At 62.2% G+C, this 15,587-nt stretch carries 10 protein-coding genes and 2 pseudogenes; 6 read left to right on the forward strand and 6 right to left on the reverse strand.

The genetic code is table 11. The features are described 5' to 3' along the window. Positions 1–29: 29 nt before the first annotated feature. The 5 genes and pseudogenes from OH720_RS13580 to OH720_RS13605 form a co-directional block, all read right to left on the reverse strand. Positions 30–248 (reverse strand): annotated as a pseudogene (locus tag OH720_RS13580) (NAD(P)/FAD-dependent oxidoreductase); the annotation flags it as partial. Positions 249–400: 152 nt separating this feature from the next. Continuing rightward, positions 401–1,765, reverse strand: a complete 1,365-nt coding sequence (locus OH720_RS13590; protein ID WP_272606028.1) for a glutamine synthetase family protein — start codon at positions 1,763–1,765, stop codon at positions 401–403. A gap of 402 nt (positions 1,766–2,167) precedes the next feature. Next, entirely contained in the window at positions 2,168–3,520 is a 1,353-nt protein-coding gene (gene chrA / locus OH720_RS13595; RefSeq protein WP_272606029.1) for a chromate efflux transporter, read from the reverse strand. A gap of 83 nt (positions 3,521–3,603) precedes the next feature. Then, positions 3,604–4,503, reverse strand: a complete 900-nt coding sequence (locus OH720_RS13600) for a bestrophin family protein (RefSeq protein ID WP_272606030.1) — start codon at positions 4,501–4,503, stop codon at positions 3,604–3,606. A gap of 185 nt (positions 4,504–4,688) precedes the next feature. Next, complete coding sequence (locus OH720_RS13605; protein WP_272606031.1) at positions 4,689–5,540, reverse strand: CAP domain-containing protein; 852 nt, start codon at positions 5,538–5,540, stop codon at positions 4,689–4,691. A 144-nt stretch (positions 5,541–5,684) separates the two neighbouring features. On the opposite strand from OH720_RS13605, the gene OH720_RS13610 reads away from it, so the two are divergent. The 5 genes from OH720_RS13610 (at position 5,685) to OH720_RS13630 (ending at position 10,051) form a co-directional block, all read left to right on the forward strand. Then, a complete protein-coding gene (locus OH720_RS13610) occupies positions 5,685–6,305 on the forward strand; it encodes a cell wall hydrolase (protein ID WP_272606032.1) in 621 nt (206 codons plus the stop codon). A gap of 185 nt (positions 6,306–6,490) precedes the next feature. Continuing rightward, a complete protein-coding gene (locus tag OH720_RS13615) occupies positions 6,491–7,453 on the forward strand; it encodes an SDR family NAD(P)-dependent oxidoreductase (protein WP_272606033.1) in 963 nt (320 codons plus the stop codon). Positions 7,454–7,499: 46 nt separating this feature from the next. Beyond that, a complete protein-coding gene (locus OH720_RS13620; RefSeq protein ID WP_272606034.1) occupies positions 7,500–8,240 on the forward strand; it encodes a glycosyltransferase family 2 protein in 741 nt (246 codons plus the stop codon). Next, the gene (locus OH720_RS13625; RefSeq protein WP_272606035.1) at positions 8,237–8,515 is read left to right on the forward strand and encodes a lipid-A-disaccharide synthase N-terminal domain-containing protein; all 279 of its coding nucleotides are present in this window, start codon (positions 8,237–8,239) and stop codon (positions 8,513–8,515) included. Before OH720_RS13620 ends, OH720_RS13625 begins: the two co-directional genes overlap by 4 nt. A 3-nt stretch (positions 8,516–8,518) precedes the next feature. Beyond that, positions 8,519–10,051, forward strand: coding sequence for an ArnT family glycosyltransferase (locus OH720_RS13630; protein WP_272606036.1), 1,533 nt, complete (start codon positions 8,519–8,521; stop codon positions 10,049–10,051). Between the two features lie 841 nt (positions 10,052–10,892). Here OH720_RS13630 and OH720_RS13635 read toward each other — a convergent pair. After that, positions 10,893–14,380: pseudogene (locus tag OH720_RS13635) on the reverse strand (hypothetical protein). Positions 14,381–14,582: 202 nt separating this feature from the next. Between OH720_RS13635 and OH720_RS13640 the strand changes: the two are divergent. After that, positions 14,583–15,515 (forward strand): GlxA family transcriptional regulator, encoded by a 933-nt coding sequence (locus tag OH720_RS13640; protein WP_272606037.1) that lies wholly within the window; start codon positions 14,583–14,585, stop codon positions 15,513–15,515. The last annotated feature ends 72 nt before the right edge of the window (positions 15,516–15,587 follow it).

The following is a 15,587-nucleotide window of genomic DNA, read 5'->3' on the forward strand; positions in this document are numbered from 1 at the left end:
AGTCAACAAAAGGTTCTTCGGGCGGATAATACCTGGCCGCCATTGCGCCCGGTGGCGCCCCAGCCGATCTTGTGGCTTTCGACGATGGCGACCTTCAGGCCTTTTTCCGTCAGTTCGACCGCGGTGGCGACGCCGGTGAAACCGCCGCCGATGATCACCACGTCGACGCGGTGCTGGCCTTGCAGGGTTGGGTAGTCGGTTTCGTGGTTGAGGGTGGCGGTGTAGTAGGAATTGGTGCGTTGGGTCATGGGTAAGTCCTGGCAGGGAAGGCAGAGAAGATCCCTGTGGGAGCGGGCTTGCCCGCGAAAGCGGTGTGTCATTTAGCAGAGATGCTGACTGACACGGCCTCTTCGCGGGCAAGCCCGCTCCCACAGGTTTTTGCGGTGCATGAATGGGCGAGTTACGCCTCAGTCAGATACCAACGCCAATCCTGCTCACCCACTTCAGCCATGAACTGCCGGTACTCGGCACGTTTGACCGCCAGGTACACCCCCAGAAATTCCTGTCCCAATGCATCCCGCGCCCACGCCGAATTTTCCAGCGCCGTCAGTGACGTCAGCCAGTCGGTCGGCAGCAGTTGCGTGGCCTGCGCGTAGCCGTTGCCTTGCACCGGTTCGCCCGGGTCGAGGTGCTCGCTGATGCCGCGATGGATGCCGGCCAGGATTGCCGCCGCTGCCAGGTACGGGTTGGCGTCGGCGCCGCAGATGCGATGTTCGATGTGGCGACTGTTGGCCGGGCCACCGGGAACCCGCAGGCTGACGGTGCGGTTGTCGACGCCCCAGGTCGGGGCCAGCGGCGCGTAGCTGTTGGCCTGGAAACGCCGGTAGGAGTTGGCATTGGGGCAGAACAGCAACAGCGAATCGAGCAGCGAGGCCAGCATGCCGCCGATGGCGGTGCGCAGCAGCGGGGTGCCGGCCGGATCCTCGGACGCGAACAGGTTGCGCCCTTCGGCATCGGCGATGCTGACGTGCATGTGCATGCCGGTGCCGGCCAGATGATCGAAGGGTTTGGCCATGAACGTCGCCTGCATTCCGTGCTTGTGGGCCACGGCCTTGACCAGGCGCTTGTAACGCACGGCCTGATCCATCGCCTGCAAGGCATCGCCGTGTTCCAGGGTGATTTCCACTTGCCCCGGGGCGTATTCGGAAATCGCCGTGCGCGCCGGAATGCCATGGAGTTTGCACGCGGCATAGAGGTCGGCGAGGAAGGGTTCGATCTGCTCCAGCTCACGCAGGCCATAGACTTGGGTGTGTCGCGGTCGACCGCCGTCAGCGTCCAGCGCCGGTTGCGGGCGACCGTTGTGGTCGCGCCTGGCGTCCAGCAAATAGAACTCCAGCTCGCACGCCATCACCGGGTGGTAACCCTCGGCCTGCAGGCGTTCGATGACCTTGATCAGCAGGTGCCGTGGGTCAGCGATGCTCGCCGGCAGGCCTTCTTGCGGGTGCATGCTGACTTGCACCGCCGCCGTCGGAATCTGCCGCCACGGCAAACGCACCAGGCTGCCTTCGAGCGGATAGGCGCGGCAGTCAATGTCGCCCACATCCCAGACCAACCCGGAGTTCTCGACGTCATCGCCCTGCAAGGTCAGGCCGAGGATGGTGCTGGGCAGCGGGCGGCCGCTTTCATAAACCGCCAGCAGTTCCTCGCGGTGCAGCAGCTTGCCGCGCGGCACGCCGTTGGCATCGAGAATGAACAGCTCGATCATGTCGATATCGGGGTTGTTCGCCAAAAAGCGTTGGGCGTCTTCAAGGGCTGCGAATTTCATTGTTCATCACTCACGTTGGCGTCCCGCGGACGCACGGATTCAGGCCAAAACGCGACGACGGATAAAGACCCGCGGCGCTCTGGCAGCGATAGCGAAAAGGGAGGGGGGCTCTACGCGTCGTGGACGCGATCAGGCGAGCGGGGTGCTATCCGGCGGGCGTGCGGAGTGACGCAGTTTGGAGCGGCGCAGGGCCATGGGCAGGTTGACGATGCGCTTCATGAGGCAATGCCGTCCACGACCCCTACAGAGGGGGTCAGGAATGAGACATCCAGCAAGTGGTGCTCTGACGGTGTGGTGCTCATGACTCAAGTTTCCAGCAGGGGAAATCGTCGGTGGCGGATAACAGGTTATCCGCCGTGACTGGATACTAGGGGTGAAAGTGCAGCCTGTAAACGACTGTTTTCAGCGCAGCAGGTGCACGGCCAACCCGATCAGCCCACAACCGCACAACACTTCGATCACCCCGCGCTTGAACCGCAGCAGGGCAATGGCCGCCGCGATGGCGATCAGCAGTGAAGGCCAGTCCAGTCGACCGGCGAAGCCGTCAGGCCACAGCACGTGATAGGCAAAGAAACACGCCAGATTGACAATCACGCCGACGACTGCGGCGGTAATCGCTGTCAGCGGCGCGGTGAACTTGAGTTCGTTGTGCGTCGATTCCACCAGCGGACCACCGGCGAGAATGAACAGGAACGAAGGCAGGAAGGTGAACCAGGTCACCAGCATGGCGGCGACGGCACCGGCAACGAACGCCTGGTCGGGACCGAACACCTGATGCACGTAGCCGCCGATGAAACCGACGAAGGCGACCACCATGATCAGTGGCCCGGGTGTGGTTTCGCCGAGCGCCAGGCCATCGATCATCTGCGTCGGCGTCAGCCATCCATAGTGGCCGACAGCGCCCTGGTACACATACGGCAGCACCGCGTAGGCACCGCCGAAGGTCAGCAGCGCCGCCTTGGTAAAGAACCAGCCCATCTGCGTCAGCGTGCCTTCCCAGCCGAACAGGGCGGTGAGGGTGGCCATCGGCAGCGACCATAACACCGCGCCAATCAGAGCCAGGCGCAGCAGTTTCCAGCTGCTGAAACGGGCATGTTCGGGTGTGGGTGTGTCGTCGTCGATCACGGCGGCGCCGAAGGATTTTTGCGCTGCGCCGTGGCCACCGGTGCGGAATTTTTCGGGGGCCAGGCGCCCGCCAAAGTAGCCGATGATTGCCGCCCCCAGAACGATCAGGGGAAAGGGCACGTTGAGCGCGAAAATGGCCACGAATGCCACGGCGGCGATGCACCACATCCAGCCGTTCTTCAATGCCCGGGAGCCGATCCGGTGCGCCGCCTGCAGCACGATGGCGGTCACCGCCGGCTTGATCCCGTAGAACAACCCGGCCACCACCGGCACCTCGCCGAAGGCGATGTACACCCAGGACAAGGCAATCAGGATGAACAGCGACGGCAGCACGAACAGCGCGCCGGCCATCACGCCGCCCCAGGTCCGGTGCATCAGCCAGCCGATGTAGGTCGCCAGTTGCTGGGCCTCGGGGCCGGGCAGCAACATGCAATAGTTGAGCGCATGCAGGAAGCGCCGCTCGGAGATCCAGCGCCGGCGCTCGACCAGCTCCTGGTGCATCATCGAAATCTGCCCGGCCGGCCCGCCGAAACTGATGAAGCCGAGCTTGAGCCAGAAGCGGAACGCTTCTCGCAGGCTGATTGCAGCAGGCTTTGCGGGTTGCCGTTCTTCGGCAGGGGTAGGGCTCAAACGGCGATTCCTTTTGCAGAGGCACTCTGGGCCACGACTTTAGCCATGAGCAGGTGATTTGAACAGCCAGCCACCGACATCCATCAGCTCAATACGTAATCCACCGGCAGAAGCGGCGGCGGCAATGACGTCTCACCCATGGCTGCCAGGACATCGCGCTCGATGGTGCGTACCAGGGCGTCGATGGGCAGCTGGTTCTCATCGCGACCGAACGGGTCTTCCAGTTCATCGGCAATCGCATCCAGGCCGAAGAACGTATAGCTGACAATGGCGGTAAAGATCGGCGTCAGCCAGCCCAACGGTTCGGCCATGGCGAATGGCAGCAAAATGCAGAACAGGTAGATGGTGCGGTGCAGCAACAAGGTGTAGGGGAAGGGCAGCGGCGTGTTCTTGATCCGCTCGCAGATGGCCTGGACCTGGGTCAGGCGGGTCAAGTGGTTGGCCATCAGCATATGGCGCCACTCGTTGATCACGCCGGACTCGGCCAGCGCCGAGCACTGTTGGCCGGCCTGCATCAGGATCCTCCCGCAGAGATCGCCTGCGTTGTCCTTGGGTAGCGGGTCGAGCCAGGCGCTACTGGCCACCAGTTCGTTTTCCTGGCGCAGCCTGGCGTTGAGCGCGTGGGCGAAGCCACAGAGTTTGCGCAGCAGGCTGTTGCGCTCGATGTCATCCTTGATCACCTGGGTTTCCCGCGCCATGGAGCGAATCTCCACCAGCATATCGCCCCAGGCCTTGCGCGCTTCGTACCAGCGGTCATAACAGGCGTTGTTGCGAAAGCTCATGAAGATCGACAGCGACAGGCCCAGCAGGGTGAAGGGCGTCGCGCTGACCTTGGAAAAATAGCTGGGGTGCGCCATCTCCACGAGCACGATGGCCGAGGCGAGCAGCGTCACCATCAGGGCGCGCCAGGCGATTCGCTTGGCGATCGAGCCTTTGAGCGAAGTCAGGATGCCGATCAAGTTGGGTTTGGGTCTTACGATCATGGTTGTGCGCCTGAGCAAGAGCAGTGATGGAGCTGGCGTTGAACCGCCGGTCATGGGCGTGACGCGGCGCAGGCTAGGAGCAACGAATCAGTACGTCCAATCACTATGAGTGACCGGGTGATCGATGGAGTCTATGACGGATTTTCAAGCGCGCAGCGAGGGTGCATCGCTGCGGCTATCGTCACTCACTGCGCCCCGAACATCACCGTCCAGTAAATCCCCGCATCGCTCTTGGGATCAACCGCATACGCCGCGCCCAAATCGCGGAACTGCGGGTTCATCAGGTTGGCGCAATGGCCGGGGCTGGCCAGCCAGCCGTCGACCACCTTGCGCACGCTGTCCTGCCCGGCGGCGATGTTTTCGCCAATCTGCTGGAAGTCGTAGCCCGCCAGTTCCGCGCGATCGCCCGGGGTGCGGCCGTCGCGGTCCTTGTGATCGAAGTAGTTGTTGTTGGCCATGCTGCGCGCCTGGGTTTCGGCGGCGCTCGCCAGGGTGGCGTTCCAGGTCAGCGGCGTGGTGGCGTTGAAGGCTTGCGCGCCGCATTGGCGGGGGCGGCTGCGCGCGACATTGAGTTCGGCCAGCAGTTTTTGCCCTTCGGCCTGCGAGTCGCCCAGGCGTGCGCTCAACAGTGGTCGGGCCAGTACGATGCGCCACTCGTGGTCCTGGCGGCTGACGCCGACGTCGACGAATTGCGGGTCGAGCACGATCTGGCAAAAGCTTTCCTGGATCGCCTTCATGGCTGAGGGCGCATCACGCGGCCCGGTCAGGCTGATCGCCTGCACGTTCTTCATCGGATACCCGGCAGTGGCCATGGCCTGCTGCAGGTTGCCAACGCTGGCGGCGGACAGCACCAGCCGCGGGTCCGCCGACAGCGGCGGCAGCTCCGATGACACCTGGCCGGCGCAACGCTGCAACTGGGCGCGGTAGACGTTGATCGATTCGATCAGTTGCGACTCATCGCTCGCCAGCGCGGTGGCGGCAAACAGAAGTCCCAGTGAAAACCCGGCAAGACGCAGGGTGGATGACAGGAAATGCATGGAAATCCTCCTTGAGCGGACTGTGCCCATGATGCGCGAAATGCCCCCCTTGAGCGCAATGCCTTTTTCCGGGATGTCGCATCCTGTGTGCAATCATTTCACTACTACACTCTAGCGATACTGCCTACAGAGTAGTCCCCGATCATGCGCCACGACTGGATAGCCACCTGCCTCGCCCTGACCCTGCTCGCTGTCCCGGCATTCGCAACCGACCAGGAACAAAAACAGAAAGTCGCCGAAGACAAGGCCGAGGTGCTGGAGCATAAGGCCGCACAAAACAGCGGCCCCGCGGCGGCGTCCAAGTCTCAAGCCATTACCCAGCCTGAGGTCCAGGCCGTGGACCCGGTGGGCAAGGCGCCGCTGGATGACGCCATTACCTGTCTCGCCCGTTCGATCTACTGGGAAGCCAAAGGCAAGGACGCGGCCGACATGGAAGCGGTGGCCAACGTGGTCATGAACCGCCTCGGCCACGAGGGTTTCCCCGATACCGTATGTGGGGTGGTCAAGGAAGGCTCGGAGACCAAGAGTTGCCAGTTCTCCTGGTGGTGCGACGGCCGTTCCGACTCCGTGCAGGAGGAGGTGCCTTACGCGATGGCCAAGGAAATCGCGCGCAAGGCGCTGAACAAACAATTGCCGGATCGCACCAAAGGCGCGCTGTATTTCCATGACCGCACGGTGAAGCCGGTCTGGGCCAAGGAGTACACCCATACGGCCGACATCGGCTTGTTCAGGTTTTACAAACCCCTTGGCGGGGATGCGAAGTAGTCGCTTTTAGCTGGAAAACCCGTGAAATTCATCCAGGCCAGCGAAACTGCAACATTTCTGTTTTACAAGCTTCATGACGGAGCAACGCGTTAGAAATGTCATGAGCGGAAACAGTACATGAAGCAGGCGTGGTTTTTCAGCAGTCATTCGGCACCGCCAGGTGCGTCCTTTTCGGTGAGCGCCTCGTGACGGTTCTGGTCACCGGCGCCGCCGGTTTTATCGGCTTTCATACCGCCAGGCGCCTGTGCCAGGACGGTCATGAAGTGGTCGGGATCGACAACCTCAACGACTATTACGACGTAGCGCTCAAGCAGGCGCGGCTGAAGGCGCTAGAGTCGTTGCCGGGTTTTCGCTTCCTGAAAATCGACATCGTCGACAAACCGGCATTGCTGGATTTGTTCCGCGAGTATCGGTTCAGCGAGGTGGTGCATCTGGCCGCCCAGGCCGGCGTGCGCTACTCGCTGGACCATCCGGATATCTACGCCCAATCGAACCTGGTGGGTTTCCTCAATGTGCTGGAAGCCTGTCGGCACCATCGCCCCGGGCACCTGATCTATGCCTCGAGCAGTTCGGTCTACGGCAGCAACCGCAGCCTGCCGTTTCGCGTTGAAGATGCGGCTGATCATCCGGTTTCGTTGTACGCGGCCACCAAGCGTGCCAATGAACTGCTGGCCCACAGTTACTGCCACCTGTATGGCCTCAAGGCTAGCGGCCTGCGCTTCTTCACCGTCTACGGGCCTTGGGGCCGGCCCGACATGGCACCGTTCAAATTCACACAGGCCATCCTCAAGGGCCTGCCCATCGACGTCTACAACCAGGGCGAGATGGCGCGGGACTTCACCTACATCGACGACATCGTTGAAAGCATCGCCCGCCTGCGCACCCGACCGCCGGGCGAGGGCACCCATCAGCTGTTCAACATCGGTCGCGGTGAACCCATGGCGCTGCTGGATTTCATCGAGTGCCTGGAATCGGCATTGGACACCGTGGCCCGGCGTAACTTCATGCCGATGCAGGACGGGGACGTGGTCAAGACCTGGGCCGATGTCTCGGCATTGCAGGCGTGGGTCGACTTTCGCCCGCAGGTGTCGGTGGAAGCCGGGGTCGGGGCTTTTGTGCAGTGGTATCGGCAGTTTTATCAGATTTGAATCGTTCGCCGCTGATAACGGTAAAACCAAAGGGCGAGGGGACTCCATGAGCCAAGACATATTTGTATCGGTACTGATTCCGGCCAGGAACGAAGCGAACAATCTCAAGCCGTTGCTTGAAGAGGTGCGCGAGGCGCTGGCAAACGAAGTGTATGAAATCATCGTGGTCGACGATGGCAGCACCGATGCCACCTTGCACGAACTGCGGCAGATCAGGAACAGCGGCCTGGGTACCTTGCGCATCCTCCATCATCAACGCTCGCTGGGGCAAAGCACTTCGCTTTACCACGCGGCACGGGAAGCGCGCGGGCAGTGGCTGGCCACCCTCGACGGCGACGGCCAGAACGATCCGGCGGACATCCCCGGCATGTTGGCGCTGGTGCGCAGTGAGCGGGGCAGGGGCGACGTGCAACTGGTGGCCGGCCACCGCACCAACCGCCGCGATACCGCCAGCAAGCGCTGGGCTTCGCGTTTCGCCAACGGCCTGCGCCGGCGCCTGCTCAAGGACGCCACGCCGGACACCGGCTGCGGCCTGAAGCTGATCGAGCGCGCGGCGTTCCTGCGCCTGCCGTATTTCGACCACATGCATCGATTCATTCCGGCATTGATCCAGCGCCACAACGGCCGAATGATCAATTATCCGGTCAACCATCGAGCACGCACCGCCGGGGTGTCCAAGTACGGCAACCTCGACCGTGCCCTGGTGGGCATTCTTGACCTGGTCGGTGTCTGGTGGTTGATCAGGCGCACGCGGCTGAACACCCACGCCCAGGAGCTGGAAGGATGACCATGACCCGTGAAGCCCTGTGGCTGGTGATCGGTTTTGCCGGACAAATCGCGTTTACCGGACGGTTCGTCTTGCAGTGGCTGTACAGCGAATACAAAAAGCGCAGCGTCATCCCGGTGAGCTTCTGGTACCTGAGCATCGTCGGCAGCACCTTGCTGTTTGCCTACGCCATTTACCGCCAGGACCCGGTGTTCATCGCCGGGCAGGCGTTTGGCTCAATCGTGTACCTGCGCAACCTGCAACTGATTGCCAAAAGCCGAAAACTCAAGGACTGAACCATGCGCCGAACCCTCTCGCCCCGGGTCGAATGCCTGGTCCTGATGCTGTTGGCCTTGCTGTTGATCGGCGCCGGGCTGGGCTTGCGCCAGGCGCAGAACGTCGATGAAGAGCGCTTCCTGGGCGTGGCCCTGGAGATGTTGCACAACGGCTCGTGGCTGATTCCACATAGGGCCGGGGAGATCTACGGCGACAAGCCGCCGATCTTCATGTGGACGGTGGCGTTCTTCGTCTGGCTGACCGGCCTGCCCAACATCGCGCTGTACATTCCCGGGCTGTTGTCGGCGGCAACGGTGACGGCAATGGTCTACGATCTGGGCCGTCGGCTCTGGAGCCAGCGCATCGGTCGCATCGCAGCACTGTTGTACCTGGCGACCTACCAGACCTACAGCATCCTGCGCACCGGGCAGATCGACAGTTTCCTGATTCTGTTCACCACCCTGGGCCTTTACGGGCTGGCGCGACATCTAATGGTCGGCCCCGCCTGGCGTTGGTTCTACGTGGGATGCGCGGCGATGGGCATCGGCGTGATCACCAAGGGCGTGGGCTTTCTGCCGGCGTTGCTGCTGATTCCCTATGCCTATGCGGTGCGCAAGGATTGGCCGGGGGTGGTGGCGATGCCGGGCCAGGCGCGTAGATGGTTGCTCGGGCTTGTGTGCATGCTGGCGGCGATTGCGATCTGGCTGCTGCCCCTGGCCTTGTCCATTGCACTCAATGGCACGGCTGAGGAAATCGCCTATGCGCGGGAAATCCTCCTGCGCCAGACCGCCGGACGCTATGCCGCCGCCTGGCATCACCGTGAACCTTTCTGGTACTTCTTCACCAACGTCATTCCGCAGTACTGGCTGCCGCTGGTATTGGTGTTGCCGTGGCTGGTGCCGGCCTGGCGCCGCCAGCTGCAAAAACACGATGGCCGGGTGCTGGTGTTGCTCGGCTGGGTGGCGCTGGTGGTGCTGTTCTTCTGTATCAGCAGCGGCAAGCGCAAGTTGTACATTTACCCGGCGTTACCGGGGCTGGTGCTGGTGGCGGCGCCGCTGGTGCCCTGGTTGCTGCTGCGTTGGTTCAGACCGCGCCCGCGCTTGCGCAGAGTGTTCCCGGCATTGGTCGTGACCTGGTTGGTGCTGTGGTTCGCCCGGGGGTTTGTAGAACCGGTGAGGGACGGGATCAACCCCAATCAAGCGCTAATGGCGCAGGCCAACGGCATGACCCATGGCGCGGACCTGGTCCTGGTCAACTGGAGCGAAGGGCACTGGCTGTTCGCCCGCCAGCCGATCGTGCACTTCGGTATGCTCGACTCCACCGTCGAAAGAGCCGCGCAATGGCTGCGTGAACACCCGCTGGATTACGCCCTGGTGCCGGACGACGTGCTGGTTCGCTGCTTTAAGCCTGAGGCTGCGCGGGAACTTGGGGAGAATTCCCGGGCGCGCTGGTCGATTGTCGGGGTGGATGCGGATAATGGGCAGTGTCGTGCGCAATCGTCGTCGGTGTATCGGTTTTCCTGGGCTGGTCCGCAGGTACAAGTGTCCGTTCCCTAGCGAAGCTGATGCATTTTTGGATTGGGTGTAAATGCGGTTACAGCCACCCAGGGTTTCGCTCTCTGTAGGAGCCCGGCTTGCCGGCGAAGGCGTCCTGACATTCGATGATTGTCTTTCAGGTGTACATATCCATTCCTGCGGTAACGGCCACCTAGGGTTTCGCCCTTACGGCGAGTCACTTGGAAGAGCCCCAAGTAACCAAGGGCTCTTGCCCCTGGCGTTCGGTGCCTCGCTAAGGCTCGGCATGCCCTCGCTCCGGTCCTGCTCCGTGGGTCGCCGCGATGGGCCATCCTTGGCCCAGCGCGGCTAAGCCGGCATCCATGCCGGTTTACCCACTGCGCAGAACCTCCACTCGGCCTCTCGATGGGGCAAGAAAATCAAAAGCCAAATCAAGATCAAATGCGAAAGCGAGGCGGCCTGACAGCCGACCTGATTGCAGATCTGTCCGCGATCCAACTGTGGGAGCCAGCCTGCTGGCGATGAGCGTCCAGACAACGCGTTCATCCAGACAGGGCGCGTTATCGTTGACGTCCATCGCCAGCAGGCTGGCTCCCACAGGGGATCAGGTACACCCGTAAGAGTCAGGTCGGCTTTAAGGCCGCCTCGCTTTTGTTTTTGATCTGGGTGCCCCGTTAACCACGATGGCCCATCGCGGCGACCCACGGAGCAATGCCGGAGTGAGGGCATGCCGAGCCCTAGCGAGGCACCGAGTGGTGGGGCAAAGCCTTTTGGTTCCTTTTTGGCGTTTGAAAAAGGGACTCGCCGTAAGGGCGAAACCATAAGTAGCCGTTACCGCAGCAACGGATATACACCCCATCCAATTCTTATGAGCAGCAACTGATCAAAACTTCGCATAATTCAACGCATCGACAATCGCCGAGCCGCCGATACCAGTCAGCGACAACAGCAGCGAACGAATCAACGGATCCTCGGAATAACGCGAAAACGAACCGGTGTTGAGCGTAGAAACCCGCTCGCGAATCATCTTGAACTTGGCATAGCCGGGCGTTGATTCCGGTGTTTCCAGCAAATAGGCGTCGATTCGTTGCAAGGCCAGCGTGCGGGCCTTTTCCGCGGCTCGGCGCAGGGTCAGCGCGGAGCTGAGCAGCAGCAACGCGGTCAGCAGGTAGGAAATCATCAGCCCTGGCGGCGTCGGCCAGTTGTCGAACAGGCTGCTGCGTGACGCCAGCAGGATCAACAGCACCGCGGTCGGGGCGTAGATCAGCCGGTTGACCGCCGACGTACGCTTGGCGATCAGCTGCAGATCCACCCACTCATCGATGCAGGGATGCTTGAGCATGCCGAAGATTTTCTTGTGCTCGGCCTGCAAAGTCCCTGGCCAGATCGCATGGTGCTTGCTCAAATGACGGATGAAGCGCGTCAGCAACAGGTTGGCGTCCATGACCCAGAACACCAGGAGCTGGAACGTCAGGGTCGGAACCAGCCAGTTCAACATCCACCAATCCGAGGCGCCGCGCACGGGTGAGCCTTCCATGGGCCAGATCACGAACAGCACGCTGGTGACCACGACGTAGGCCCAAGTGGCGAGCATCGCCCGCAACAGGCGGGCACCGAATGAACCGCAGATGCAGTGCTCACCCCAGAAGCGCGCAATGACGATCATCTTGCGTCCGTCCGTGCAGCGGGCCTGGGCGGCCGCGCAGGACTTCGACCAGTCTTCGTTGGCGCTCATCAGCGGGAAGAAAATCAGCAGCAGCCAATGGCCCAGTTCATTGCACCAGCGGCGCAGGCTCCAGCGTTTGCCGCGGCGGATCAGACGCTGTACCTGGCCCCACAGCGTCGTCTGGTACTGCGCATGTGCAGGCGCAAATGGAAGGCGCTTTCGATGTCGGCGCGGTTGATGCGCAGCTTGCGCCAGCCCCAGGTCAATGCCGAGAGCGAGATCAGCACGGCCAGCAGGCGCAGTGCCACGGTCGGCCAGGCGCTGATGCCTTCGAGCAGGAACATCGGCTCGCCCAGGCCGTTGTCGGTCAGGGTGCTGCGCATCTGGTACGCCAGCATCAGCGCGAGGATGAACACCACCAGCGGGACCACGATGTACCACGCCCAGGCATCGTATGAACCCGGGGTCATACTCGCCGTCGCGTCCTGGGCCAGCGCCAGTCGCCGCGTGGAGCGGCGCAGCAGGTTCGACGACAGGATGCCCAGCAGCACCAGCACGAAGGTGAACCACAGGAACTCCGCGTGCCAGTAGCGCGTGGCGATGAAGGCGCAGGCCGCCGCTACCATGAACAGCGTGATAGGAACGCCGCGTACCCACGCCAGGCGCGTGTCGTGTTCATCCTGGGGACCCTCGATGCGCCACCAGAGGATGAACGCGGCGATGGTCAGCAGGGTGAGCGTCAAGGGCCCCGCCCAAAAGAACGACTGGCTGTGTTTGAAACGCTCGCGCAGTGACCTGGAGGGCTCAGGGTAGGGCGGCGGCGAGGGATCTTGCAGGCAGCGCAGCGCCATCAGGTCGTGGGGCAGTATGCCGCGCTCCGACTGGGCTTGGGTGGGAGCCTGGCAACTGGTCGGGCGCGAGGCGCCCAGTCGCGTGGCCAGGGGAATGAAGCCACTGATGCCCACTTCATAGATGCCTGGCGAGAGCAGCTCCGATTTCGAGTAGTCGAACTTCGCGCGTTTGGCATCGAACGATTGCGGCGCCAACGCGGCCAGTACCGAGACGAACACGGCAGTTTGCAAGCTGTCGCGAAACGGCGGCACGTCCTGTTGCAGGGCACGGGTCAGCGTCAGGCCATAGGGCGCGGCGAGGATCAGGTTGCGCGTGGTTTGCGCCTGGCCCCGTTGCAGCATGCGCGCGTCAAGATCGGTCGAGAAGTACAGTTTGTAGGGCATCCGGCTCTTGAGTGCCTGCAGCACCAGCAGCTTGTCGTAGGCATCGACACCGAGGATGCCGATGGCACCGATGCCGCTTTCGCCATCGCGTCGATAAGCCGCGTCTTCGCTGGCGATGTGGTCGGCGAGGCGTCGCAGGTAGTCGAGCTGGGAATTGCCGTCGGATTTCTCCAGCGGGCTGAGGTCGATTGCGGCCGCGCCAGGGGTGTTTTTACTGACATTGGAAGTGGCGGTTTTATCGGTGCTCGCCGATTCTTCCGGCAGGCGTCCGTCGAGACCGCGCAAGTAACTGAAGCGCAAAATCCACTGCTCGACAGCACCCTTATGGTTGTCACCGTCGCCGAGTCGGGCGTCCCTGGCCACCTGCAACTTGAAGCTTTCGATCAGGGCGCGGCTGTAGAAACTGTCCCACTCGGATATCAACGCGATGCGATTGGCGCTGCGGCGCAGATTGCCGGTGCAGGGGGAACCGATCCGGCTCAATTTGCCCTCACCGCAGCGTACGCCAGCGGCCGGGTCGACGCGGCGCAACTTCAATTCCTCGAGCATCAGTTGGGTCATGGTGCCGTCGTCGCTGACGGTGCGCAGCAACTTCATGGGTTGCCGGTTTTGCAGGGGCGGCGAAAGCTTCTGGTAGCCGCGATCCAGCGTCTCGTTATCGGCCGTGGCCAGCGGCGAGTAGATTTCGATGTTCGCCGAAGCCTTGCCGATGTCCTGGTCCTGGAACATGTCGCGCAGCACGGTCGAGGTCGAGGGGCCGATGACCTTCAGCACGGCGTTGGCCGGTGGTTCGGCGCAGGGGGCTGGCGCGCAGGCCATGGCGACTTTTTGGTTCAGACTGTCGCGTAGGGTTTCGAGCCGTTGCAGCGGCGTCGAGCCGAGCGCGTCCTGTTTCAGCCAGAACACGATCGTGCGCTCGGGCGGTGTTGGCTTGCCTTCAAGCGCCAGCGGTGGATCGAAGGGATTGGACACGAACACTTCGTAGGGCATATCGACGAAAGCGCTTTTTTGCGGCGCCTCGACTGACAGGTTGGCGGCCAATTTCAGGCAGTGAATGTACTGCTCCTGATCGGGCACCCGATGGGAGTTCTTGAACCCGGCCAGCAAGGCATAGCGAATGCGCCGACGCCGTTCGACCTCATCGGCGTAAGGGCCGCCCTCGACCAGCGCGACCATGATGTCGGGCGCCGATTGTGATGCGCCCAGGGGAGAGAGATCGGGGCTGCAAACGTTCTCGGCGTCCGGGTTCTTGCTGTCGGCGAGCTTCTTGCGATAACGCTCCACGGCGTCGAAAGGGTCCTGCCACAGCCGGGCTTCGATGGGCAGTTGGGCCTGGAACTGGGCACCGATGGGGCGCGGCTCCAGGAAGGGTTCGCGGGTGAGGGCGAACATCGATACCACCAGACTCAGGATGACCGCACTGCCTGGCAGCCAGAAGGCCAGATTTGTGCCCGAATCCTTGCTGTCCATGGCCTGTGCCTCTTGTTTGCGGCCACCGCTGTACTGTTATTTATAGACCCAATAAATGAAGGGGCATGGCCTTAATGGGCGATTGTCTGGCCGAATTGCCGTCGAGCGGCTTTTCACCCGCATTACGGTGGCAGGCGTAGAGTGAGGTGCTCTGGCTGAATAACCGGTCATGCAACCTTTAAGGTCATTCTGGACAACCACCATGCAACACATCGGACTCATCGTTTACCCGGGATTCCAGGTCCTGGGCCTGGCCATGTGTGCCACGTTCGAACTGGCCAATAACGCGATGCAGGAGCCGGTGTACAGCATGGTCTTGCTGTCCGAATACGGCGGCATGGTGCAAACCTCCGCCGGTTTTGCCGTAGAAACCACGGCGTTCGGCCAGCGTTCGTTCGATACGTTGCTGGTGATGGGCGACAATTTGATTCGCCCGGTATCACCCGGCATGGTCGAATTTTTGCGTCGCGCCAGCCAGAACACCCGTCGCCTGGGTTCGATCTGCACCGGGGCCATTGCGCTGGCCGAGGCCGGTTTGCTCGATGGGCGACGGGCGACCACCCACTGGTGTCACGCCGCGTCGCTGCAGCGGGCGTACCCCAGGATCAAGGTCGAGGAGGACCGCATCTTCATCAACGATGGCAACCTCTGGACGGCCGCGGGCATGAGCGCTTGTGTCGACCTGGCGCTGGCGCTGGTCGAGATGGACCTGGGGGCCGAAGTCGCTCGGCGGGTAGCCCGGCAGTTGGTGGTGTATCACCGCCGGGCAGGCGGGCAGTCGCAGTTTTCGGTGATGCTGGAGTTGCAGCCCAGGACCGATCGCATCCAGGCGGCGTTGACTTACGCCAAGCAGAATCTGAAGTCCGAATTGTCGGTTGAGGAACTGGCCAACGCCGTCAATCTCAGCCCTCGACAATTCAGCCGTGTGTTCAATGCCGAAACCGGGCAATCGCCGGCCAAGGCCATCGAAAGCCTGCGGGTGGAAGCCGCACGGTTGATGATGGAAACCGGCCGGCACTCGATCGATGTGGTGGCCACCGAAACCGGATTTGGTGACAGGGAGCGCATGCGTCGGGCGTTTCTGCGTGCTTTCGGGCAGCCTCCGCAGGTGATTCAGCGGGCCAATCGGGGATGATGTCCTAAAAGGTGGTGTATACGACATTCAAGACTAAATATGATTGTCGTAATATTTATCTCGTTGAAGCCC

Origin of the sequence: Pseudomonas sp. WJP1, from assembly GCF_028471945.1 — a bacterium.
Classification (GTDB): Bacteria; Pseudomonadota; Gammaproteobacteria; order Pseudomonadales; family Pseudomonadaceae; genus Aquipseudomonas.